Source organism: Salegentibacter profundi, from assembly GCF_054121475.1.
In genome coordinates, this window is record NZ_JBSYGG010000009.1 from 25,194 (window position 1) to 48,427 (window position 23,234).

At 38.3% G+C, this 23,234-nt stretch carries 19 protein-coding genes; 13 read left to right on the plus strand and 6 right to left on the minus strand.

Annotation, left to right across the window (positions count from 1 at the left end; genetic code table 11):
- Positions 1 to 10 precede the first annotated feature (10 nt).
- The 6 genes from ACW6NC_RS11720 to uxuA all read left to right on the plus strand — a co-directional run bounded on the left by ACW6NC_RS11720 (position 11) and on the right by uxuA (position 6,123).
- Positions 11 to 1,039 (plus strand): sugar kinase, encoded by a 1,029-nt coding sequence (locus ACW6NC_RS11720; protein ID WP_457866255.1) that lies wholly within the window; start codon positions 11 to 13, stop codon positions 1,037 to 1,039.
- Between the two features lie 18 nt (positions 1,040 to 1,057).
- Entirely contained in the window at positions 1,058 to 2,053 is a 996-nt protein-coding gene (locus ACW6NC_RS11725; RefSeq protein ID WP_457866256.1) for a TRAP transporter substrate-binding protein, read from the plus strand.
- 6 nt (positions 2,054 to 2,059) lie between these two features.
- A complete protein-coding gene (locus ACW6NC_RS11730) occupies positions 2,060 to 2,527 on the plus strand; it encodes a TRAP transporter small permease (RefSeq protein ID WP_457866257.1) in 468 nt (155 codons plus the stop codon).
- On the plus strand, positions 2,527 to 3,813 hold the full coding sequence (locus ACW6NC_RS11735) for a TRAP transporter large permease (protein ID WP_457866258.1): 1,287 nt from the start codon (positions 2,527 to 2,529) through the stop codon (positions 3,811 to 3,813). The genes ACW6NC_RS11730 and ACW6NC_RS11735 overlap by 1 nt, the downstream gene beginning before the upstream one ends.
- A gap of 261 nt (positions 3,814 to 4,074) precedes the next feature.
- The gene (locus ACW6NC_RS11740; protein ID WP_457866260.1) at positions 4,075 to 4,923 is read left to right on the plus strand and encodes an SDR family oxidoreductase; all 849 of its coding nucleotides are present in this window, start codon (positions 4,075 to 4,077) and stop codon (positions 4,921 to 4,923) included.
- Between the two features lie 18 nt (positions 4,924 to 4,941).
- Positions 4,942 to 6,123 (plus strand): mannonate dehydratase, encoded by a 1,182-nt coding sequence (gene uxuA, locus ACW6NC_RS11745; RefSeq protein WP_457866262.1) that lies wholly within the window; start codon positions 4,942 to 4,944, stop codon positions 6,121 to 6,123.
- Between the two features lie 1,093 nt (positions 6,124 to 7,216).
- Here uxuA and ACW6NC_RS11750 read toward each other — a convergent pair.
- Together ACW6NC_RS11750 and ACW6NC_RS11755 are read right to left on the minus strand one after the other, a co-directional pair.
- Positions 7,217 to 7,366, minus strand: a complete 150-nt coding sequence (locus tag ACW6NC_RS11750) for a hypothetical protein (protein ID WP_457866263.1) — start codon at positions 7,364 to 7,366, stop codon at positions 7,217 to 7,219.
- 284 nt (positions 7,367 to 7,650) lie between these two features.
- Complete coding sequence (locus ACW6NC_RS11755) at positions 7,651 to 7,860, minus strand: hypothetical protein (protein WP_457866265.1); 210 nt, start codon at positions 7,858 to 7,860, stop codon at positions 7,651 to 7,653.
- Between the two features lie 1,255 nt (positions 7,861 to 9,115).
- Here ACW6NC_RS11755 and ACW6NC_RS11760 point away from each other — a divergent pair.
- Positions 9,116 to 10,660, plus strand: coding sequence for a Fic family protein (locus ACW6NC_RS11760; RefSeq protein ID WP_457866266.1), 1,545 nt, complete (start codon positions 9,116 to 9,118; stop codon positions 10,658 to 10,660).
- Between the two features lie 321 nt (positions 10,661 to 10,981).
- Here ACW6NC_RS11760 and ACW6NC_RS11765 read toward each other — a convergent pair whose 3' ends face one another.
- Positions 10,982 to 12,154: an ATP-binding response regulator gene (locus ACW6NC_RS11765; RefSeq protein ID WP_457866267.1), complete on the minus strand. Its 1,173-nt coding sequence runs from the start codon at positions 12,152 to 12,154 to the stop codon at positions 10,982 to 10,984.
- A 500-nt stretch (positions 12,155 to 12,654) separates the two neighbouring features.
- Between ACW6NC_RS11765 and ACW6NC_RS11770 the strand changes: the two genes are divergently transcribed.
- From ACW6NC_RS11770 to lpdA, 6 genes are all read left to right on the plus strand, one after another.
- Positions 12,655 to 13,626 carry a ribose-phosphate diphosphokinase gene (locus ACW6NC_RS11770; protein WP_457866269.1) on the plus strand — a complete coding sequence of 324 codons (972 nt, stop codon included), beginning with the start codon at positions 12,655 to 12,657 and terminating at the stop codon, positions 13,624 to 13,626.
- Entirely contained in the window at positions 13,619 to 14,650 is a 1,032-nt protein-coding gene (locus ACW6NC_RS11775) for a hypothetical protein (protein ID WP_457866270.1), read from the plus strand. The genes ACW6NC_RS11770 and ACW6NC_RS11775 overlap by 8 nt, the downstream gene beginning before the upstream one ends.
- Positions 14,651 to 14,781: 131 nt before the next feature.
- Positions 14,782 to 15,420, plus strand: coding sequence for a class I SAM-dependent methyltransferase (locus ACW6NC_RS11780; protein ID WP_457866272.1), 639 nt, complete (start codon positions 14,782 to 14,784; stop codon positions 15,418 to 15,420).
- A gap of 766 nt (positions 15,421 to 16,186) precedes the next feature.
- Positions 16,187 to 18,853, plus strand: coding sequence for a pyruvate dehydrogenase (acetyl-transferring), homodimeric type (gene aceE, locus ACW6NC_RS11785; RefSeq protein WP_457866274.1), 2,667 nt, complete (start codon positions 16,187 to 16,189; stop codon positions 18,851 to 18,853).
- A gap of 10 nt (positions 18,854 to 18,863) precedes the next feature.
- Entirely contained in the window at positions 18,864 to 20,237 is a 1,374-nt protein-coding gene (locus ACW6NC_RS11790) for a 2-oxo acid dehydrogenase subunit E2 (RefSeq protein WP_457866275.1), read from the plus strand.
- A gap of 18 nt (positions 20,238 to 20,255) precedes the next feature.
- Positions 20,256 to 21,662, plus strand: coding sequence for a dihydrolipoyl dehydrogenase (gene lpdA, locus ACW6NC_RS11795; protein ID WP_457866276.1), 1,407 nt, complete (start codon positions 20,256 to 20,258; stop codon positions 21,660 to 21,662).
- Between the two features lie 347 nt (positions 21,663 to 22,009).
- On the opposite strand, the gene ACW6NC_RS11800 is transcribed toward lpdA, so the two are convergent.
- The 3 genes from ACW6NC_RS11800 to ACW6NC_RS11810 are packed head-to-tail and all read right to left on the minus strand — an operon-like array spanning position 22,010 to position 23,212.
- Positions 22,010 to 22,387, minus strand: coding sequence for a DoxX family membrane protein (locus tag ACW6NC_RS11800; protein ID WP_457866277.1), 378 nt, complete (start codon positions 22,385 to 22,387; stop codon positions 22,010 to 22,012).
- Between the two features lie 4 nt (positions 22,388 to 22,391).
- Entirely contained in the window at positions 22,392 to 22,895 is a 504-nt protein-coding gene (locus tag ACW6NC_RS11805) for an SRPBCC family protein (RefSeq protein ID WP_457866278.1), read from the minus strand.
- Positions 22,892 to 23,212 (minus strand): ArsR/SmtB family transcription factor, encoded by a 321-nt coding sequence (locus ACW6NC_RS11810; RefSeq protein WP_457866280.1) that lies wholly within the window; start codon positions 23,210 to 23,212, stop codon positions 22,892 to 22,894. The genes ACW6NC_RS11805 and ACW6NC_RS11810 overlap by 4 nt, the downstream gene beginning before the upstream one ends.
- Between the last annotated feature and the right edge of the window lie 22 nt (positions 23,213 to 23,234).

Here is a 23,234-nt window from a genome sequence, read left to right on the forward strand (position 1 = left end):
GTATGCCAACATGAAAAGTAATCCCAATCAAAAAGCTAAAGTAGTCACCTTTGGAGAAGTTCTGATGCGTTTATCACCCTCAGATAACAGGAAGTTTCAACAGGCGCACCAATTGGATTTCTTTTTTGGAGGAACAGAAATGAATGTGGCAGCTTCATTGGCTTACTTTGGCCTTGAGGTGCAACACATTGCAAATGTTTCAGATGATATTGTTGGAAATGCTGCCCTGGCTAGCCTGAGAAAGTTTGGAATAGATATTTCAGCAGTAAACAAGGTTGCTCACCCATTGGGATTATACTTCCTGGAAGTTGGATCGGCTATGAGATCAAGTCAAATTGCCTATAATCGGTTGCATAGTGCCTTTGCCAACATAACCCCCGGGCAGGTTGATTGGAATACTATTCTGGAAAATTGTGATTATCTACATTGGTCTGGAATCTCACCCGCTATTTCAGAGAGTGCATACTTAACCTTAAAAGAAGGCTTAGAGATCGCTCAGCAAAAAGGGATCCACGTTACGGCAGATCCCGCCTATCGTAGCAATCTATGGAAATATGGCAAAAGTGGTCCGGAGGTTTTAAAAAATTTAGTCGACCTGTCTAATATCTTTATTGGGGGAGTCAATGAAATAAATGAGATTCTGGACACCGATCATTCATCTGATGATAAGGGCTTTGTTAAAGCCAGTGAAAATTTGATAAGGGCCAGCCCTGGAATTACGAAGGTGTTTGATAAAGTTCGAAACGGTGTTAGTGCATCCTGGCAGAAGGTTTATGGGAGAGCCTGGACCGGGGAAAAGTTTATTACTACCAGCGAACTGGAGGTGACAGATGTAATAGACCGAATAGGAACTGGAGATGCCTTTGCCGCCGGACTTTTATACGGATTGCGGAATTTTGAGGATGATCTCCAGGTTTTGAATTTTGCCATTGCAGCTTGTGCCTTAAAACACACCCATGTGGGAGACGTAAACCTTGTGAATGTCGAAGAGGTTCAGGAAGTAGTTAACGGTAACGTGAGTGGAAGGATAAAGAGATAATTCAGTAAGAAAAGGATAATGATAAAAGCAGGTTATAATAGAATTATTGGTCTTGGGTTATGTATAACTCTGATTTTTATTTTTACCGGATGTGGGGAGTTCATAGGTAATAAAACTGTAATTAAATTGGCCCATGGTCTCGACACTTCTCACCCTGTGCACGAGGCCATGCTCTTTATGGCAGAGCGCGCAAAAAAGAAGTCAAACGGGAGTTTAGAGATTGATATCTACCCGAATCAACAATTAGGTACTGAACGGGAGGCTTTGGAGCTTCTGCAGATTGGAAGCTTGGGAATGACAAAGGTATCTACAGGAGTCTTAGAGAATTTTGTACCCAGTTTAAAGGTTTTCGGACTTCCTTTTTTATTTCGGGATCGTGAGCATCGCTTTAAAGTTCTTGAGAGTGAATTAGGCGAAAAATTTTTAAATGATGGATTAGGAAAACGATTGAAAGGTCTCACGTTTTACGATGCCGGCAGTAGAAGCTTTTATGGTAAAAAACCAATGGACAGTCCGGAAGACTTGGAGGGCCTTAAACTACGGGTTATGGAAAGCAACACTGCAATGAATATGGTGCAAATGCTTGGCGGCTCCCCAACACCAATTGCCTGGGGCGAACTCTACACTGCCTTGCAACAGGGAATAGTAGATGGGGCCGAAAACAATTTGCCTAGTTTCTATTTGTCCAGGCATTATGAGGTGTGTAAATATTATATGGTAGATGAACATACCGCCCCTCCGGACGAGTTGCTTATAAGCACCCTTGTTTGGAATAAACTTTCAGAAAAGGAAAAAGAATGGCTCAAAGAGGCTGCTATGGAATCTTCGGAACATGAAAAGAAATTATGGCGCGAGGCTGAACTGGAAGCTTTGGAAGAAATTCAAAAAGCAGGTGTGAAGGTAACCTATACTGACAAGGAAGATTTTAGGGAAATGGTTCAGCCTATGTATGAAGAATTTTCCAAAGACCCGGAAATGAATAAAATCATTGATGCTATACAGGCTATAAAATAAAAGATTATGAAACCTATTCTGGATAAAATTTTGGGGATGCTCCTGGTTTTTTTAATGATTGTAATGGTTACAGCCGTTTCCTGGCAGGTGTTTTCCAGATATATCCTACAAGCCTCGAGTTCTTATACTGAAGAAATAGCTCGATACCTATTAATATGGATAGGCATATTAGGAGCAGCCTATGTTTCTGGACAGCAGCAACATCTTTCTATAGATATTTTAGCGCCGGAATTAAAGCCGGAAAACCGAATTAAGCTTAGAATAGGGATTAATATTCTTATAATTCTTTTTTGTCTTGTAGTATTGGTAATTGGAGGTAGCAACCTGGTGTATTTAAATTATTTGCTGGGCCAAACCTCGGCTGCACTTAATATTCCACTGGGAGCTGTTTACATGGTAATGCCTATTAGCGGGGTGCTCGTGATCATCTATAAAATTAATGAGCTTTTGAACCCTAAACAGTATTTGGTATAATGTTAGAAATATTAATTCTGGTTGTTTCTTTTTTAATCCTGCTAAGTATTGGAGTGCCGGTCGCTTGGTCTATTGGAATTTCCTGTGTGCTCACTATGTTGGTTTCCATAGATTCTATGGCGGCCTATACAACAGTAGCCCAGCGTATGGCCACAGGCTTAGATAGCTTTTCGTTGCTTGCCATTCCCTTTTTTATTCTTGCAGGACAGATTATGAATCAGGGCGGAATTGCTACAAAATTAATTGATTTTGCCAAAGCTTTGATCGGTGCACTGCCTGGAGGTTTGATTTATGTGAATGTAATTGCCGCGATGTTGTTTGGGGCTATTTCTGGTTCTGCAGTAGCAGCTACCTCGGCAATTGGAGGAATTTTAGGACCAAGAATGGAAAAAGAAAATTATTCCAGGGAATTTGGTGCTGCAATAAATGTAACAGCTTCCACTACTGGGTTGGTGATACCACCGTCCAATGTTCTTATTGTTTATTCCCTTGCCAGCGGAGGGGTTTCTATTGCTTCCCTTTTCCTTGCAGGTTATATTCCCGGTATTTTAATGGGCCTTGCCCTTATGCTTACCGCCGCTTTCTGGATTAAAAAGAAGAAATATCCTCAAGGAGAAAGCAGTAGTATTAAAAAAATTCTCTATACATTTTTTGACGCTTTCCCAAGTCTCTTCCTTTTGATCGTTGTAATTGGTGGGATCGTTTCAGGAATTTTTACGGCGACCGAAGCTTCTGCAATCGCCGTATTGTATACCCTGATTCTATCTGCCATTTACCGGCAGTTAACCTGGAAAAAACTTTACAAGGTATTCCTCAATTCCGTGGGTACTACAGCTATAGTAATGCTCCTAATTGCCACATCAATGAGTATGTCTTGGGTGATGTCTTTCGAGAATATTCCACAGTCCGTAAGTGAAGTACTACTGGGGTTAAGTGATAATAAATTTATGATCCTACTTATTATTAATTTGTTGTTATTATTCGTTGGAACATTTATGGATATGACTCCTGCCGTCCTCATTTTTACTCCTATATTTTTACCGGTAATGCATAGTTTAGGGATCGACCCCGTGCATTTTGGGATTATCATGGTGATGAACTTGTGCGTGGGTCTTAGCACACCTCCAGTGGGCTCGGTGCTTTTCATTGGGGTTAGTGTAGCCAAAACTACCATACAGAAAGTGATTAAGCCTCTTCTGCCACTTTATGTAGTGATGGTAATCGTACTTTTATTGATAACCTTTATCCCAGCAATCAGTTTGTGGTTGCCAGGCCTTTTCGATTAAAAGAATTTTAAACAAAAATTGTACAATCGATTGTATTCATAAAATTTTTCCTAATATTGTTACTTTAACTTTGTCCTTAATTATCATTTTGATCAGTAACGAATCAATTTATTTTGGCTGGGAACCGGAAAAAACGGATTGCCCTCACAAAAAGAATATGTGGCAAATGATGCTAAGCTTGAATAATTGGAGGAAGAAGGAGAATTATAATTTCAGCCTAATTTATTTATTATCAAAAAATCAAATAAAGAAAACTAACTAATGGAACCTAAATTTACAGAATTAAAAAATAAAGTGGTTGTTGTAACAGGTGGAGGCGGAGTATTATGTAGTACCCTGGCCGAAGCTTTGGCAAGACAGGGAGCAAAACTAGCAATTGTGGATCTTAACTTAGATGCTGCGGAAACCGTGGTCTCGAACATTAAAGAAAAAGGTGGAAATGCCATAGCCTTTAGTGCTAATGTCCTAAAAAAGGACAGTTTGCAACAGGCACATCGCGATATCAATGAACATTTAGGGCCGTGCGATATTCTGATCAATGGTGCAGGAGGAAATCATCCTAAAGGAACAACATCCAAAACGCATTTATTTGAAGAGGATCTTAAAGCGGATGAAGAATTGAAGACTTTCTTTGATCTTGATTACGACAGTATTCAATTTGTTTTTAATCTTAATTTTCTTGGAACATTGCTTCCCACCCAGATTTTCGCCAAAGATATGATAGGAAGAAAAGGATGCTCAGTGATCAATATTTCATCCATGAATGCCTTAAGACCATTAACAAAAATTCCTGCCTACAGCGGTGCAAAAGCAGCGGTAAGCAACTTCACTCAATGGCTGTCGGTTCATTTTTCTAAGGTAGACATTCGAGTAAATGCCCTTGCACCGGGATTTTTCCTTACAGAACAAAATCGTAGTTTATTGACCAACGAAAATGGAGATCTTACTGAAAGAGGAAAAATAATTATCGATCATACTCCAATGGGGAGATTTGGAGAACCCGAAGATCTTGAAGGAACTTTATTGTGGCTTTGTAGTAACGGATCCAAATTCGTCACAGGAATTGTTGTTCCTGTAGATGGAGGTTTTAGCAGCTTTAGCGGAGTATAAAATATTAAAACCAAAATTATGGCACTAGAACAAACCTGGAGATGGTATGGACCTAAGGACCTGGTAAGTCTTCAAGATATAAAACAAGCTGGCGCTACAGGAATTGTTACCGCGTTGCACCACATCCCTAATGGGGAAGTATGGACGGTAGAAGATATTAATAAACGAAAACAGGAGGTGAAAGCTTCTAGTTTATCCTGGTCTGTAGTTGAAAGTATTCCGGTGCATGAGGATATCAAAAAGCGTACAGGAAAATATCAGGATTACATAGAGAACTACAAACAAAGCATCAGGAATCTGGGTAGCTGCGGAATTGATACTGTATGTTACAATTTCATGCCGGTGTTGGACTGGACTCGTACAGATCTTGCTTTTGAAATGCCCGATGGTTCAAGAGCTTTGCGTTTTGATGCGGCTCAGTTTGCCGCATTTGAATTATTTCTTTTGAAAAGGCCCGGAGCAGAAAAGATGTATTCTGAGAAACAAAAGCAGGCCGCAAAGGCCGCTCTGGAGCAGTTATCTGAAAAGGAAAAAGATTTACTGGTAAATAATATAATAGCAGGTTTGCCGGGAGCAGAAGAAGGATATACCCTGGATCAGTTTCAGGCTGTGCTGGATCAATATCAGAATATAGGAGAACAGGCACTCAGAGAGAATCTTTATGCATTTTTAAAAGAAATTATTCCTACAGCTGAAGAAGCAGGAGTGCTTATGGCCATTCACCCCGATGATCCCCCATTCCCAATTTTGGGACTTCCCCGGGTTATAAGTACCGAAGCAGATGCAGAAATGCTGTTGGAAGCTTTTGACAGTCCTAACAATGGACTATGTTTTTGTACCGGATCCTACGGTGTAATAAAAGAGAATGACTTGCCCGGGATGATAGAAAGGCTTGGTAACCGTATTAATTTTATTCATTTGAGAAGTACCAGTAGGGACAAAGAAGGGAATTTTCATGAAGCTGATCATTTATATGGAGATGTAGATATGTATGCGGTAATGAAAGCTTTGATAAATGAACAACAGAAAAGAATTGGGAAGGGAAGAAAAGATCATCGGCTACCAATGCGTCCCGACCACGGACATCAGATGCTGGATGATCTTAAAAAGAAAACAAATCCCGGCTATTCAGCTATAGGCAGATTAAGAGGGCTTGCAGAATTAAGAGGTTTGGAAATTGGAATCATCCGAAGCCATTAAATAAGACCAGGTATCTAAGAGAATGTAAGACAGACCAAATGATAAAGTCATTTGGGGGATATTAAATTGCTAAAATGTTCTGAAAATAAGAATGTCCATGGTATTCAAGTAAAAGCCTACCCAGAATTAAGAGCGGTAATGCGAAGGAATTTAGAAAAGACAAAGGATTTTGCAAAAAGCATTAGATCCATTGTGGTTTGATAATGCAGAGTATCTCTTCTAAGTAATCTGCAGATAAACGCTATTTATAGCTAGGTTTCATTACTCTCATCTTGAGATCACTTAACAAGGTAGGAACGTTTATTTGGAAAACCGAAGGCCCTAAATTTGGAAAGACGGCAAAGGTATTTTTAGAAGCTCTTAAAAAGTTTTGCTAATTTTACTTTTACCCATATTAGGTGAAGATTGCCAGCATTTGAAAAGGTAAAAAAGCTGTTACAGGAGCCAGGTGAAGAATTCAGAAAATTCATCTCTAATGTAGTTCCCACTGATTCACTTGAAATAGCAGCATATCATATTGGAAAAAGCTATGAAGCAATATGAAAATAGTTAGCTTTTAAAAGCATTTAATAATCATAAAATCAGCTGGACATTTTTTTACTGAGGCCGAGACACTGAATGATGAGGCTTTTCAACCGTTGGCTATTGGAATGCTCTTCCTTGATTAGTGTGGACCGGTTTTAGATATTAATTTTCATTATTAAGAATAGTAATTACTGGTCTTTTCTCAGGTTTAATAGTTAACCAATAATTGATAAATTCTTTCGGACTCTTTTTCCCTAAATAATAATGGGACCTTTTAATATTTGTTTGTGACGGCCTTCCTTACCTGAGTTTTTAAATGATTAAAAGTTTATGATTTCCAGTGATCCAAATATTCTTGTTTATTCTTTCTGCATTGGAATTATTCTATGCGCTAAGAGCCGTACTTATCGTTGTAGAATTAGCTTTTAGTAAATCAGTACAGGGTTTGGTAATCACTGTCTGAATAATAAATTTCTAAAGCTTTGTGCCCTTTTAGAGCCATCCTAAGGGTGTAAGCTTTCTTTCATGTGATCTGACTTGGTAACCTACCACTTGTTGGGAGTAGACATCAATGATAAATAAAGGAAAAAAACTTGTCTTTTACCCTATAATAAGTAATATCAGATTGCCACACTACGGAAAGGGCATTAATCTCCAGCCCTTTTATCTGGTCAGGATAATAGATCTTTTCTGCAATAATAGTTCGCCTATATTTCATTTTTTTCTTTAAGCGGTGGGCTAACTGTATAAAGGTTTCTACACTCTACTAAGATCATCGGTCTCTTCCAGCAACTGTATCAGTTGGTGATCAAAAACAGCTTGCCTACGAGCATATTACTGTAAAGCCTGTTTACTAATACCGGCACTTTTATAGAGCTGATTCATGGAATAATTTATTTTTTCTTTGTTTTCCCTGAACCAGTTGATTATGGAGTGTTGTAGTTTTTTAAAAGTTGATGTCAAGCTCAGTCTTAGCTAACTCGATCATTTTTTTGAAATAATCTACCTGGATTTGTTGCGGCCCAAGGCCGCTTCACTTACTTTCATCCGGGCTTCCATTTCTTTTATTTTTGCATAGCTACTGTCTTTCATTTCTACAACTCTAAATCCTTTCTCGTTAAAGTCAGGAAATTCATAAATCCATCGATAGATATTATGGAGAGGCCATAATTCCGGAACACTGTATTTTTCACTCTTAAAATCTGCAACCATCTGTTGTTTGAATTTAGCAGAAAACTCCCTTTTCTTCTTAATTAATTAAACGATTACTTTCATAAATAGTTGACTTTAGTATTCAACCTATATCAGGGATAGAAGGCTATGGAAGTTGCGGGAAAAACTTGGAAGAATTTGGAGGCATTGAAGGATTTTGATGAACGGTTTGGTTTCGAAAGACATTTGAATTGCCAGAGGATGTTACCCGGGATTCTCAACCCCATTCTGAGATTTCGGGTTTTTGATGCAGGAGGTATTGGCGGTTTTTCTACAAACGCATTTTGGGGTAACGAGTTCTTATAGGGCAATGGGAATATAGAAAGGGTACTACAATTGATGCTTCTGTTTAAAGATCAAATTTCTTTTTGGATTAGCCTGTCTCCTGAATTGAAAATTTAGGTTACTTCAAATCAATGTTTTATTGAGGAATATTAGCGTGAAATTTTGATATCATTAGAAAATTATAGGTCAAGATTTTAGTTTGGGGTATTCTATTCAAGCATTTTTTTATAGTTAATTGATATAAAATGGAATCAAATTATTGTAATACATTTTCGGCTTCAGATCAAATTAGACTTAAATTGATTATATTTATAGAGTGCGAAAACACACTGAAATTCAATAAGTTATCTAAAAGATGTTGAGTTAATCGGGAGTTCGTAAGTGTTAAAAACTGTTAAAGCCCTTTAAACACGGGGTGTCCCAGACGATGTTACGTCGTCCTGTCATCCCGACTTTTTAATATTTCAGAAAGAAATACATACAAGGGTAATTATATGAAATTCATGTAGTTACCTTTTTTATGCTCAAAATCCAACAAATAATGTTAAAGGAAATAGGAGTTATCGTGAGTCCATTTTTTGTATTTTTGATGAGCCGATGATCTAAAACTCGTATTGGCAATTTGACTTCGTACTTAATTATTGTTTTATTTAAAGAACAAAGCAATGCGTACCAGTCAAACCTTTTCAATTTCTTTTTTCATCCATAAAAGAAAAATCAACTAGCAACTGGTCAACTTTATTCCCGAATTACCTGTGATAGTAAATCCCTTATAAAAGGGATCTTAAAAGATTAGAATTTACAAAAAGCTTTTATAATTCAAGTTCTACAGCTAAATTTGCACTAATTAATAATTTTAACACAACGTCAATTAATAATTTTAGCACAACGTCAATTAATAATTTTAACGCAAAATCATTAAAAGTATTAAAGTAGGTTTTTGATACTGGCAGTGATAAAATAATCTAAAATGGCTACTCCCTCAGAAAAATTGGCAGTTTCTTTGCAACAACTTAAGGAACTTCAGGATAAAGGAGTTATGGCGATCAAAGCTAATGACCTTTCCCGACTTCATCGGGAACGATTAGTAGATAATGGCTTTATCAGAGAAGTTGTAAAAGGATGGTACATAGGGACTCCACTTGATGAAGAAGTAGGAAACAGTACTTCCTGGTATACCTCCTTTTGGGAATTCTGTTCCAGGTATCTAAAAGATAGGTACGGAGACGATTACTGTATTTCAGCAGAACAATCATTAATGCTCCATTCCGGAAATACTACCGTTCCATCACAATTGATAGTTAGATCTTCCAAGGGCAACAATTCATTAACCAAATTGCTCTTTGGGACATCGATCTTTGTCATGAGATCTCCTCTTTCGGAAATCGGTCAAATAGAGATCAAACAAGGGGTTCGTATGTTGAATTTAACTACTGCCATTATTTTTAGTACTCCTTCTATTTATACCAGTCATGCAATTGATACCCGAACCGCACTGATGATGATCCGTGATGCTTCCGAACTATTGGAACCTTTACTGGAAGGAGGTCATTCAACTATTGCCGGAAGATTAGTTGGTGCTTATCGTAATTTGGGGCAGGAAAAAATCGCCGATAATATACTAAAGACGATGCAGTCCGCAGGTTACGATGTCAGAGAGCAGGATCCTTTTAAGGAACCGACATCCATTGAATTTGACAGGCGCCAACGTTCCCCTTTTGTAAATAGATTCCGGCTTATGTGGCAAAATATGGAGCAGGCCGTAATTGATGTTTTTCCCGCAGCACCTGGCTTACCGGAAGATATTGCTGCCTATATTCATAAAATAGAAGAGATTTACGTGACCGATGCCTATCATTCGCTCGCCATTGAAAAATACAGAGTTTCTCCTGAGCTCATAGAAAAAGTAAAAAGTGGTACCTGGGATGCTGAAGAGAATAGACAACAAAAGGATGCGATTGCTGCCCGCGGTTACTGGCAGGCTTTTAATGTAGTGAAAGAGAGTATTTCTCGTATTCTAAAAGGAGAAAACGCGGGGGATGTTGCAGAAGATGACCACCGGGATTGGTATCGAGAATTGTTCTCTCCGAGTGTGAGTATGGGCCTATTAAAACCGGCTGACCTGGCGGGTTATAGGAGTAATGAGGTATATATTGGAAAATCCAAACATATACCCATGGATCATGAACATGTCCGTGATGTCATGCCTCTGCTATTTGAATTATTAGCCGAAGAAGAAGAGGCTAGTGTTAGAGCGGTCCTGGGACATTTTATCTTTGTCTATACCCATCCCTATATGGATGGGAATGGCCGTATGGGGCGATTCCTGATGAATGCGATGCTTGCACCTGGAGGATATCCCTGGACCATTATTCCTAATGAAGAACGGGATCGGTATATGGAGAGTCTGGAACAGGCTAGTGCACACCAAAATATCAAACCTTTTGTTGAATTCATGGCCTATCTTGTCGAGGCGGGCTTAAAAGGCACTCCCGTTGCTAAAACCGTTACTTAACTCCGTACCTGGCATTACCTTTTTTTGATGAAAAACATTTTGGATAGACCCTGATCTTTTCCGGAATTTACCTTGAATTTTGGTAGATCGAAATAACCCTCCAATTTTACTGAAATGATTTTATTGAGCTAATACAATTCCAAAAAGAGAAAGGATTTAAAAAATGGAACCCTAAAAATTTATAAAGCCACCGGAAATTTCTTTTATGGAATCACAATCCTAGAAAATATGTATGCCCCTGAGTTTTCATCTCAAACTAAATGAATCTGGCTTAACATAAAATTATTAGACGCATGTTCCCAGCCTCCGATTGACCAAATATCATTTTTTATTGTTATTGGCCAGAATAGTAGAGAACAATTCTTCAGGTCCAAAAGGTTTTAAAAGATAATCTGAAAATCCGTTTTTTCTTAACTCTTCTCCTCCATGTCCGTACAATGAACCCGTTAGTGCAATCACAGGGATCGTTTTATGTTTTACTGGATCAAACTCCAGGAATTTTTCGATAAACTCATATCCGTCCATTTCGGGCATTTTAAGATCTGTTAAGATCACATCAAAATCATGCTGAGGTATAAGGTCAAGTCCCGCTGCCCCATTTTCAGCAGTAGTACATAACATCTCCTTGGATTCCAGGAATTTTTGAACGATCATGCAGTTCAGTTTACTGTCGTCCACTAGCAGAATTTTAAGTCCTTTTAAGGACTTCCAAGAGTTCGTAGGAAGAGGTCGGATGTCCTCTTGCTCTTCTATTGGCGCCCTAAGTTTAAAACTGAATTTTGAACCGTAACCGGGTGCACTTTCTACAACAAGGCTGCCTCCCATGGCTTCTACAAGTTGTTTACTAATGGCCAAACCCAACCCAGTTCCTCCAAAGTTTATGTTGGTTTCTCCATCTCCCTGATGAAAAGCCCTAAAAATCTTTTCAAGGTGTTCTTTAGAGATCCCCATCCCTGTATCCTCCACTGAGAATAAAAGTTGAACATCTGAATCTGTTTTTCGGATCAGCACCACTCTTAGGCCTACAGAACCGGAACTGGTGAATTTAATGGAATTCGAAATGAGGTTCAATATCACCTGACCTAGTTTAAGGGAATCCAATACCACTCTGGTCGGAATAGCCTTGTCCATATCCATAAAAAAATTTAGACCTTTTCTCTCAGCCACCAGCCTATGACCACTTAATTGTGAGGCAAGGGTTTCTTTCAGGGCTACAGATTTGAAATTCATTTCCAGTTTACCCGATCTGAACTTGCTGAAGTCAAGAAGGTTATTCACCATTTCCCTAAGATGCTCAGAGGTTTGCATCAAACCTTCGGTGTAGTTTTTCACCTCCTCCATGGAATTGGCAGTATAGAGAAGTTGAGAGAGTCCGATGATGGCATTTAATGGATTACGGATCTCATGGCCCACCGCTGCCAATATATCAACACTATCGAATTTTGCATTTTCCCTCTTGGGGCAGGGGGCAGGGACTTCATAACGTTGGATCATATGTGTTGTGTAATTCAAAAAAAATAATCGGAATCTGGAACTAAAGGTCCTTTCCTGCGAAGAACATTAAAAGAATAATAAAGTAATAATAAAATGTAGAATTAGAGGTGTTCAAATTTAATTTGGACACAAATTAATAGGCTAATGGAAGTGGGAGGGAGTGAATTACTTTTAGATACAAACTCAAGATAGTAGAAGGGCCTTTTGTCTTGAACCTATATATCAGGTTTTTAAAAGCTATTCTATAAGGAATCCCCTTTATTAATGCATTGTATTTATTTACAAGAAAGCTGCGTCAATTGAACTTTTAGCATAAGCTGATTTGGGCAATAATTTCCTTGTGCAAATTGTTCGGAAAAGATTAAGGGATATGCTCATTGCCTTATTAGAATGATTTTTCTCATTGTAGCTTATACCAGGTTGGGTTAATTTTAGAAAAAAGGGTATTTCTGAATAATTAATTTTCACGGAATTCCTTTCAACTCAAACGCAGAGGAAATATGGTAGTATTCGCTCTAGAGAATAGCCGGGAATTTGGAGAAAAAGTCGCCCAGGATTTAGGTCTTACCCTTTCAGCTCATGAAGAGCGGGAATTTGAAGATGGGGAGCATAAAAGCAGACCGCTTGAGAATGTTAGAAATCAGGATGTATTTATTATTCAATCTTTGCATGGTGGAGGGCAGGGAAGTGTTAACGATATGCTATGCCGCTTATTATTTTTTGTAGGGGCTGTAAAAGATGCTTCCGCCAAAAGTATTAGTGTGGTGGTGCCTTATTTATGTTACGCAAGAAAAGATCGGAGAACAAAACCACGTGATCCAGTCACTATACGTTATGTGGCTCAATTATTCGAGGCTATGGGAATCGATAGAATTGTAAATATAGATGTGCATAATCTTCAGGCTTTTCAGAATGCTTTCCGGTGCAAAACTGAGCACCTGGAGGCAAAAAATATTTTTGCAGCTTATTTCCATGAAAAATTAAAGGGAGAAGAAATTGCTGTAATGTCCCCCGATTTTGGAGGGGTAAAAAGAGCAGATGAATTCAGGAAAGTTTTAGAAAGGCATTCGGGAAAGAACCTGCCCTTACTCATCATGGAAAAAATGCGGAGTAAGGGAGTTATAAGTGGGGAGACCATAGTAGGCCAGGCAAAAGGGAAAAATGTTATCATAATAGATGATCTCATCGCCTCAGGCAGTACCATGCTTCGAGCTGCCAAGGCCTGTCTTAACTTAGGAGCTCATTCTGTTTATGCCGTTGCTACCCATGCCTGTTTTTCCAGCAAAGCCAGTGAAATTTTAATCGATGATGCCTTTGAGCAAATCGTCATTTCAGATTCCATTCCCTTAAATTTCACGCAAAGTAAGCTGCAACGAAAAATAAAGGTCTTATCCGTGGCTCCTCTTTTTGCAGAGGCTATTAAAAGAATTCAAACGGGGGGTTCCCTGGTAGATCTTCTAAAAGATGAATAAAAAGCACAGTAATATAGCGGCTGTAAGTACTTTGAGAAAGGTTGATTTTCTCAAGGATAGGAACAATTATAAAGAAAGTACAGAAAATTTCCAGGTGAAGGAAACCCACATGTCATTTCTCTTTCTTACCACCCGGCATGTATATAAAATGAAAAAACCAGTGAAGTATGATTTGGCCGATTTCAGGACTTTGGAAAATAGACACTTCAATTGTATGGAGGAATTCCGACTTAATAAAAGACTTGCAAAAGAAATCTACCTGGGTGTGATACCGCTAAGTTTAACTCCAGGTGGGAAATTTGAACTGGATGGCTCTGGAGAGACCATAGAGTGGTTGGTGAAGATGAAGCGCTTGAATGAAGAGCAGATGCTGGATTACGCCTTAAAAAATAATAGCTTAAATGAAAAATATTTGAATAAAGCAATAACGAAACTTTCTGAGTTTTATAAAAATAGTGCTGCGGCCAAAATTAATCCCGAGAATTATTATAAAAAGATAAAAGAGAAAATAACAACAAATCAAAAGAAATTATTAGATCCTGAATTTAATTTATCCTATGAACAATTAGAGGGCATTTTCTCTTTGCAATATGCTTATCTTAATAGGGAAACTGAAGTTTTTAAGCAAAGAGTTTTGAAGGGAAAAGTTATTGAAGCCCATGGCGATCTTAAACCGGAACATATATACTTAAATGATGAGCCTCTAATAATAGATTGCTTAGAATTTAATAAGGATCTAAGAATCCTTGATACAGCCGAAGAATTATCTTTTCTGTCCATTGAATGTGAATTGTTAGCAAACCAAGATCTTGGAGAGGTTTTTTTTAAAATTTACCGTGAAATAACCCAGGATAAGGTCCAGGATTCTCTAATTAATTTTTATAAAAGTATACAAGCAAGCCAAAGGACACGCTTTGCCATTTGGCATATTAAAGAGAAGTGTTATAAGAACGATCCGAAATGGACAATTCGGGCTCAAAATTTTCTTGATATTGCCCAAAAATATGCCAAGCGACTTACATGAAAATAATCGGTTTGGTGCCAGGGGGAGTTGTATGATAGTCTTGAATGATATAAATCATTGATTAAGGAAGTAGATATTTATATATTGAAGGAAAATGTTAGAGAATAAATAATTTTTAATCTATTGATAAAATGGCCAAGACAGAACCTTTTGAAACACACGTAGCAGAATACGAGGCCTGGTTTGATCGATTCCCGGCGGTATTTGAATCAGAGATTCTTGCTATTAGAGGACATTTTCAGGCACTACCGGAAAATATCTTGGGAATTGAAGTAGGATTAGGGTCCGGAAGGTATGCTAAAGCATTGGGAATTAAAGAAGGAGTGGAGCCGGCCACAAGCATGCGCAATCTCGCCATAGAAAAAGGATTGGAAGTAGTCAAGGCTAAGGCCGAACATTTGCCTTATAAAGACCTACATTTTGATTTTGTTTTGTTTGTTACCATTTGCCACCTGGATAGTTTTCCAAAAGCCCTCAAGGAAGCCAATAGGGTGATTAAAAAAGGTGGACATGTCATAATAGCTTTTATCGATAAGGGGAGTAAGCTTGGGACTGAATATGAGGAGAAGAAGGGGAAAAGTACTTTTTATAAAAACGCCCGGTTTTATTTAACCTCAGAAGTTGAAGAATTATTAAAAGCTTCCGGGTTTAAAAACCTGGTGTTTTCACAAACCCTTTTTGAAGATTTAGAAAATATTCAAAAAACCGAAGAACCAAAAGAAGGAACTGGAGAAGGTTCTTTTGTAGTAGTTCGGGCAACCAAAAAATAAATACTAAAAATTTAAATCCTGGTATTATTGGTGGAGGTCCTTGTCCAATTTCTACAAAAGGTCATTGAACTCTTGCCCATTTTATTGTTTATCTATTTGAGTTGAGAGGAAAGGGAATTCGATCAATTTCCTAAATACTTATTCAGTCTGGAAGATGAGGGTTATAAGCCTTAGCCAGTTTTCGATCCCTTTTACCGGGTGCCATGTTTGGGGAATTTTATAAAATATAGTCATAATTAAAATACCAGGTCTCTATACCCATAGGCACTACATGAATCAGTTGCTCATCCCTTTAGATAAAGGTATCTATTAGGATTCTGGTTTCCCAGTTTGAACTTTTGATTTCGAATGACCGGACAAGAAAGTTAAGGAAAAAGGTCTTTATTTAGTAGAGGAGGGAGGGAAAGTTCTTGTATGTTAACTGAAAACTGTTTTGTGAATTTCCCCTGGAGTCTATATGGTTTAATTTATGATCAGCCTTAGAGTGTAAAAAATAACAAACAATTTTCAGTTTCCCTTCTTTAACATCCCTGTATAATCTTATGTTAATCAGTTGAGATTAGGCTTGTTATTTTATAAATTACAAGGAAGAAACATGGGAAACATCAAATAATTTTTATTGGGATTAATGGTAAGAGTTGGCTATTCCTCAGTAAGATTTAAGGGTTTGGAACTTTGTCAGAATGATAAGGTCAGCGATATCCTTTCTGTTTTCATTTTCTCAATAGCGTAAAGAAGGTCTTTTCGAATTTCATAACATTAACGCATGGCTGATCGCAAAAAAGATGATACTCGTCAGGAAAACCAGGAGTGGATAGATTCCCTTACCTGGGTCATTAAAAATAAATCTACAAAAAGAGCGGGAGAGCTACTTCAGATTTTACAGGAAGAAGCTAAGAAACATGATATTGATCTTCCTGAGCTACGTACTACTCCTTATATAAATACAATTCCAAAAGACAAAGAGGAAGAATATCCCGGCGATTTAGAACTGGAGGAAAAACTTCTTGCTTATATCAGGTGGAATGCCATGGCGATGGTAGTAAAGGCTAATAAAGCGGATCCGGGAATTGGCGGTCATATATCTACTTATGCTTCAATCGCTGAACTCTGGGAAGTGGGTTTTCATCATTTCTTTAAGATCGATAAAAACCAGGTGGCGGATCAGGTTTTTTTCCAGGGCCACGCCTCACCAGGTATATATGCCAGAGCCTATATCGAGGGACGGTTGACTAAAAGGAACCTTGAAGATTTTCGGCACGAAGTTCAGTCTAAAGAAGGCATCAGTTCTTACCCTCACCCACATTTAATGCCTGATTTTTGGTGTAACCCAACTGTTTCTATGGGATTAGGTCCTATACAGGCCATTTATCGTGCCCGTTTCAATAAATACCTCTTTAACCGCGAGCTCATAGATGAGGATACCAGTAAGGTCTGGGCCTTTATAGGTGATGGTGAAATGGACGAAGTTGAAGCCCGGGGAGCAATTAATATCGCTTCCAGGGATAAGTTGGACAACCTTATTTTTGTGATAGATTGTAATTTGCAGCGATTAGATGGTCCTGTACGGGGTAATGCCAAGATTATTCAGGAACTTGAGGGACTTTTTAAAGGGGCCGGTTGGAATATTATAAAACTGCTGTGGGGGAAACAATGGGAGGCTCTTATTGAAAAGGATAGTAGCGGAAAACTTCTTAAAAAATTAAATGAACTTCCCGATGGCCAACTTCAGAAATATGCCTTTAGCGATGGAGAAATTCTACGAAAGGAATTATTTGGTGATGATGAAGATCTGGAAAAGCTTGTAGAAGACTATTCAGATGAAGAATTGAAAAAATTTAAACGTGGGGGACATGATTCAGAGAAAATTTACAACGCATATAAAGTTGCTGTAGAAACTAAGGAAAAACCTACTATAATTCTTGCCCAAACCATAAAGGGTTATGGCCAGGGTAGTGCTGGCGAAGCTAGTAATGTGTCTCACAAAACCAAGGAATTTGATAAGGAGCAACTTAAAGAATTCAGAGATTTTTTCAAGGTTCCAGTTTCCGATGAGGAATTGCAGAAAATTCCTTTTATCAAGCCGAAGAACGACAGTGAAGAATTAAAATATCTTCGGGAAAAAAGAAAAGGCCTGGGCGGTTATCTTCCGCAACGGAAAGATAAAAGTCCCATATTAAAGGCTCCGGATTCAAAGATTTTTGAAAGTTTTTTAAAAGGTTCAGGGGAAGATCAGGTTGCCACTACAATGGCTATGGTTCAGATTCTTTCTAAACTGATGCAAGATGAAAATATTGGAAAATTGATTGTCCCAATTATCCCTGATGAATCCCGAACCTTTGGAATGGAATCTCTTTTTAGACAGGCTGGGATTTATGCCCCCCAGGGTCAAAAATATGATCCTGTAGATGAAGAAAGTTTACTTTACTATAAGGAGTCCAAAAACGGCGCTATCTTAGAAGAGGGAATTACTGAATCAGGCTGTATGGCTGAGTTTGCAGCTGTAGGAACAACTTATCTTACCCATGGCATCAATACCATTCCCTTTTACTTCTTTTATTCCATGTTTGGTTTTCAGCGAACAGGTGATCTCATGTGGGCTGCTGCAGATGCCGGTGCAAAAGGTTTTTTAATGGGAGGAATTGCAGGAAGAACAAGTATACCGGGTGAAGGTTTACAGCATCAGGACGGCCAAAGTCATTTATACGCCCTGGCCTTTCCTAATTTAAGGGCTTATGATCCTGCTTTTGCTTATGAACTTGCGGTTATTGTAAAAGAAGGAATTAAAACAATGTATATAGATAAGGAAGAGGTTTTCTACTATGTTACCATTAGTAACGATACATATTCAATGCCCAAAATGGCTAAGGATTTAGATGAGAATGACATCCTTAATGGCCTGTATAAATTCAAAAACTCTAAATTACGTAAAAGAACAAGAAAGGCACATTTATTTGGTAGTGGCGCCATTATGAAGGAAGTAATTGAAGCAGGACGAATCCTGGAAGAAGAATTTGATGTGGGCACCGATATTTGGAGTATAACCAGCTATAAGGCATTATATGATAATGCTATTGATACCGAGCGCAACAATAGGTTAAAAGCTCAGATAAACAAAGAAAAAAATTATATAGAACAAAAATTGGAAGGTGAAAAAGGGTCTTTCGTTGCTGCTTCAGATTATGTAAAAGCACTTCCTGAAAGCTTAGCCACTTATTTTCCAGATGATCTTATTAGTTTGGGAACCGATGGTTTTGGTAGAAGCGATAATAGGGAAGCTCTTCGCGGATTCTTTGAAGTGAATGCTGCACATATCGCCTACGCAGCGATTTATGGTCTGGCTAAAAAGGAAAAAATAAGTGCTGAAGAATTAAAAAAGGCGGCTAAAAAATTAAAAATAGATTCGCAGAAAACCAATCCAAGGACGGCATAAAAATCTTATTATGGCAATAGAATTAAAAGTACCGCAAATATCAGAAGGTGTTGATACCGCGAACGTTTCCGAAATACTCGTTTCCAAAGGGGATAAAATTGAAGAAGATCAAGGAGTTATTGTGGTAGAAACCGATAAGGCTTCAACTGAAATTCCCTCCACTTCTGGCGGAACGGTTAAAGAAATAAAGGTAAATGAAGGAGATCAGGTGAGTGTAGGAGATGTAATTGTCATCCTTGAAGAGGCTGAAGAGGGTTCAGAAGAAAACGATGAATCAGGTGACACAGTAGGGAAAAAAGAGAAAAAGCAGAAAAAAACTTTAGAAGAAAAAGAGAGAAGAGAAACAAAAGACAATTCTAAAGAAAAAATAGAAGATGACGAAAGGTCTGCTAAGCAAGAAGATGAAAGTAAAGATACCGCTAAAGATGAGGATAAGGATGATAAGAAGAAAAAATCATCTGAGAAATCTGAAAAAGATAAGGCTGGTGACAAAAAGTCCTCAATAGAAGTTTATGCTTCCCCAGGCGTACGACGTCTGGCCCGTGAACTTGGTGTTAATATTCAGGATATAGATGGGGGTGGGGAGAATGGTAGAATTACTGAAAAAGATGTTAGAAACCATAAAGAGGGGCAAGGTAAAAAGCCCGGTGCTGCGACGCCTAGGCTACCTGATTTTAGGAAATGGGGGCCAGTAGAAACCAAGCCTCTAAATAATATAAAAAAAATCACTGCAGAAAATGTCTTACAGTCCTGGCAATCTATCCCACATGTTTTTCAGTTCGGGGAGGCCGATATTTCGGGTATTGAAAGTTATATAGAGGATCACCAAGAAAAAGTTGAAAAGGCCGGAGGAAAGCTTACCCTTACCGCTATACTAACCAAAGTGGTAGCCACCGCATTACATAAATTTCCTATGTTTAACGCTAGTATAGACCCGGATAGGAAAGAAATGATCCTTAAAAAGTATGTGAATATTAGTATTGCGGTGGCTACCGAAAAAGGCTTGCTAGTACCCGTTATAAAAAATGCTGATCAAAAAAGTATTAAAGACTTGTCGGTTGAAATTTCTAAAATAGCTAAGAAAGCTCGGGAAAAAGGGCTTTCCAATGATGAGATGGAAGGAGGTAACTTTTCCATTTCCAATTTAGGTGGTATCGGGGGGACCAATTTTACACCAATTGTTTATCATCCTCAGGTGGCAATCCTGGGCGTTTCCCGGGCTAGTATTAAACCCGTTTATATTGACGGTAATTTTGAACCTCGAAGTATTCTCCCCCTTAGTCTGTCCTACGATCACCGGTTAATTGACGGGGCTGAAGGCGCCTCTTTCATGAACTGGATAGTTAAAGCGTTGGAAGATCCATATGAAGCACTATTAGGTTAACTTAAGGTATGAAATAAGATGGCAAACAATGATAAAAAAGAGCTGGTGATTATCGGTGCCGGACCAGGAGGATATGCAGCCGCTTTTCGTGCAGCAGATTTGGGAATTAAAGTTTCGATCATTGATCCCATGGAGAACCCTGGAGGAGTTTGTCTTTACCGGGGTTGTATTCCTTCTAAGGCACTTTTGCATTTAACTAAAACCAAAGAAGAAGCCATGAAAGCTACGGAATGGGGTCTCAATTTCAAAGCGCCTAAAATAGATCATAAAAAAATTGCCAGATGGAAAGAAAAGGTAGTTAAGGAACTTACAGACGGGTTAGGTCAGTTAAGCAAATCCAGAAAAATCGAATGCATACAGGGAAAAGCTAAATTTACCGGTGAGAATGAATTAGTAGTAAGTCCTAAAAAGGGAAAAAAATTCAAGCTAGGCTTTGAAAATGCGATTATTGCAACGGGATCCTCTCCAATGGAATTACCCCATTTTGAGATAGATCATAAAAAAATATGGGATTCTACAGATGCTTTGGAACTTAGCAAAATTCCTAAAAAGATGTTGGTCATTGGTGGGGGATATATAGGCCTTGAACTCGGTAGCGTTTATGCCAGCTTGGGAAGTAAAGTTTCTATAGCTGAAATGACCCAAGGGTTTTTACCCGGTACAGATCGGGATTTGACAGATTTTTTTGAAAAAGAAGCGCCATTCAAAAATGCTTTCTTCGAAACGAAAGTAAAAGTGGTGAAAATGACCAAAAAAGGTATAAAGGTCTCCTTAAAAAATAAAAAAGAAGAACAGAATAAAATATTTGATTGTGTGCTAGTGGCGGTAGGAAGAAAACCGAACACCCAAAATTTGGGTTTAAAAAAACTAGGCATTTCACCTAATGAAAAAGGATTTATAGAAGTCGATGCACAACGCAGAACCAAACAAGAACATATTTTCGCAATAGGTGATATTACCGGAGAACCAATGTTAGCACATAAAGCAACTCATGAAGGTAGAATTGCAGCCGAGGCAATTGCCGGAAAGAAGGGAGCTGGTTATGATCCTAAAGTAATCCCAGCCATAGTTTTTACCAATCCTGAACTCGCCTGGTGTGGGCTCACTGAAATTCTGGCAAAAGAGCAACACAGGAAGGTAAAGGTTGTGAAATTTCCCTGGGCAGCTTCAGGAAGGGTAGCAGCCATTGGCGAAAATAAAGGGTTCACTAAACTTTTAGTAGACCCTGAATCTGAAATCATCTTAGGAGGAGCCGTTGCAGGAAAAAATGCTGGTAGTTTAATTCCAGAGATTGGTTTGGCTATAGAAATGGGAAGTACCGCAAATGATTTGTCCCTAACCATTCATCCGCACCCCACGCTATCGGAAACTATTATGGAGAGTGCGGAATTATTCTATGATGGAGCTACGCATTTTAAAAAGTGATAAATTTTCGAGAATTTTCCTTAAATGACACAGTGATGAAATTTTCCATATGTTGGGCATGCATGAGAAGCCAAATTAGATTTGGAAAATATCAGGGGATTTACTTCCTAATTATATTAGAACCAAATCTAATTTCTTACAAAATTCATCTTTAAAATAGATGAACTGAGCTTTTTTAAGGCTTCGATGAAAACTGGTCCAGCAACTCCTTTCTGTATGACAATCCCATATTAATTGCCAGTTAGCATCAAATTCTCATTGAATTAAAATGGTGTTGTCTTTCTCATCTAAGTAAAATCAAAAGATAATTTCTTTATAATTTAATCTTTTCCAGAATTATACTTTTCTTAACTGATTAAAGGATAATATTTCTTTTTGTATTCAAAGATTATCCATAGTAACACAGCCCAAAGAAAAACTGCGAGGAATAAACCTTCGGGAGCTACAAAAATATGGGTGAGTAATATCCCAACCATGACTGGGAAGACCACCAAAACACCTAAAGCCCTGGTCCTGGGAAACAAGAGAAGTAACCCACCCAAAATTTCAGCAATAGCAATTAAAGGTATCAACCAAGCTATTTCCCTTAAAGCCTCATTATCTTTGATTATTGCACTGGGAAGATCTTCTGGTACAGGCATATAATTAAAGAATTTGTTTAACCCGGAATTAATTAATATTAAAGCCAGGAGGGCGGCTAGCATATTCAATATCTTCGTTTTCATTTTATTACTTCTTTAGGGTAGGCAATAATTCGGCAAGGTTTTGCAGAGCCATTGTAAAACCTTCTTTAAACCCCATTTTAATCATCACCTCGAGATCCCCAGCTTTTTGGTGTTCCAGAGTTACCTGAACAATGGTATTTCCATTATGCTCCTTGAAGGTATTGGTCCAGAAGGACCGGGGTTTACCCGAATTTTCCTTGCCATGCTCATCGCAGAAGGCGTCAAGCCATGTAATGGACTGTAGGTGGTCTATAGTCTTATAATCAGCTTTAGACCAGTGGATTTCATCCTCTGGGCTAATCATCGCATATAGCCACTGGCCGCCTTCTTTGAAGTCCAAAGATTTGGTTTTGGTACGATAGGGTTTAGGGGCCCACCACTGGTCCAGTAATTCAGGAGTGGTCCAGGCCTGCCATACCAGGTCTTTAGAGGCATTGAACTCACGCCTTATTTTGATTAGGTTATTTTCCTTATCTACAGTAAATTCTAATAATGGATTTGGTTTCATTTCTCATTCTTTTTAAGGGTTGATAATAAATTATCCAATTGATTAAATTTAGTTTCCCAAATTTTCCGGAACTGTTCTAACCATTGGTCTACTTCTTTCATTTTATCCACTTCCAGTGCATAGTATATTTTTCTTCCTTTCTGTTCCGTTTTTACGACCTCACATTCCTGGAGAATACGTAAATGTTTTGAAACTGCCTGCCGGGATGTATCAAAGTGCTCCGCCAGGGCATTTGGTGTTAAGGCTTGAACAGCGATAAGCGCTATAATTGCCCTACGGGTAGGATCGGCAATTGCCTGGAATATATCTCTTCTCATTACTCTTAATTAAGAAACCTTT

What these genes read in the sequence shown, in the direction of transcription:
- ACW6NC_RS11735 (WP_457866258.1), top strand. Translation starts at nt 2,527, where the DNA reads ATGTTAGAAATATTAATTCTGGTTGTTTCTTTTTTAATCCTGCTAAGT.
- ACW6NC_RS11725 (WP_457866256.1), top strand. Translation starts at nt 1,058, where the DNA reads ATGATAAAAGCAGGTTATAATAGAATTATTGGTCTTGGGTTATGTATA.
- ACW6NC_RS11765 (WP_457866267.1), bottom strand. Translation starts at nt 12,154, where the DNA reads ATGATCCAACGTTATGAAGTCCCTGCCCCCTGCCCCAAGAGGGAAAAT.
- ACW6NC_RS11800 (WP_457866277.1), bottom strand. Translation starts at nt 22,387, where the DNA reads ATGAAAACGAAGATATTGAATATGCTAGCCGCCCTCCTGGCTTTAATA.
- ACW6NC_RS11730 (WP_457866257.1), top strand. Translation starts at nt 2,060, where the DNA reads ATGAAACCTATTCTGGATAAAATTTTGGGGATGCTCCTGGTTTTTTTA.
- ACW6NC_RS11755 (WP_457866265.1), bottom strand. Translation starts at nt 7,860, where the DNA reads ATGGTTGCAGATTTTAAGAGTGAAAAATACAGTGTTCCGGAATTATGG.
- ACW6NC_RS11720 (WP_457866255.1), top strand. Translation starts at nt 11, where the DNA reads ATGAAAAGTAATCCCAATCAAAAAGCTAAAGTAGTCACCTTTGGAGAA.
- ACW6NC_RS11810 (WP_457866280.1), bottom strand. Translation starts at nt 23,212, where the DNA reads ATGAGAAGAGATATATTCCAGGCAATTGCCGATCCTACCCGTAGGGCA.
- ACW6NC_RS11770 (WP_457866269.1), top strand. Translation starts at nt 12,655, where the DNA reads ATGGTAGTATTCGCTCTAGAGAATAGCCGGGAATTTGGAGAAAAAGTC.
- aceE (WP_457866274.1), top strand. Translation starts at nt 16,187, where the DNA reads ATGGCTGATCGCAAAAAAGATGATACTCGTCAGGAAAACCAGGAGTGG.
- lpdA (WP_457866276.1), top strand. Translation starts at nt 20,256, where the DNA reads ATGGCAAACAATGATAAAAAAGAGCTGGTGATTATCGGTGCCGGACCA.
- ACW6NC_RS11750 (WP_457866263.1), bottom strand. Translation starts at nt 7,366, where the DNA reads ATGAAATATAGGCGAACTATTATTGCAGAAAAGATCTATTATCCTGAC.
- ACW6NC_RS11805 (WP_457866278.1), bottom strand. Translation starts at nt 22,895, where the DNA reads ATGAAACCAAATCCATTATTAGAATTTACTGTAGATAAGGAAAATAAC.
- ACW6NC_RS11760 (WP_457866266.1), top strand. Translation starts at nt 9,116, where the DNA reads ATGGCTACTCCCTCAGAAAAATTGGCAGTTTCTTTGCAACAACTTAAG.
- uxuA (WP_457866262.1), top strand. Translation starts at nt 4,942, where the DNA reads ATGGCACTAGAACAAACCTGGAGATGGTATGGACCTAAGGACCTGGTA.
- ACW6NC_RS11775 (WP_457866270.1), top strand. Translation starts at nt 13,619, where the DNA reads ATGAATAAAAAGCACAGTAATATAGCGGCTGTAAGTACTTTGAGAAAG.
- ACW6NC_RS11790 (WP_457866275.1), top strand. Translation starts at nt 18,864, where the DNA reads ATGGCAATAGAATTAAAAGTACCGCAAATATCAGAAGGTGTTGATACC.
- ACW6NC_RS11740 (WP_457866260.1), top strand. Translation starts at nt 4,075, where the DNA reads ATGGAACCTAAATTTACAGAATTAAAAAATAAAGTGGTTGTTGTAACA.
- ACW6NC_RS11780 (WP_457866272.1), top strand. Translation starts at nt 14,782, where the DNA reads ATGGCCAAGACAGAACCTTTTGAAACACACGTAGCAGAATACGAGGCC.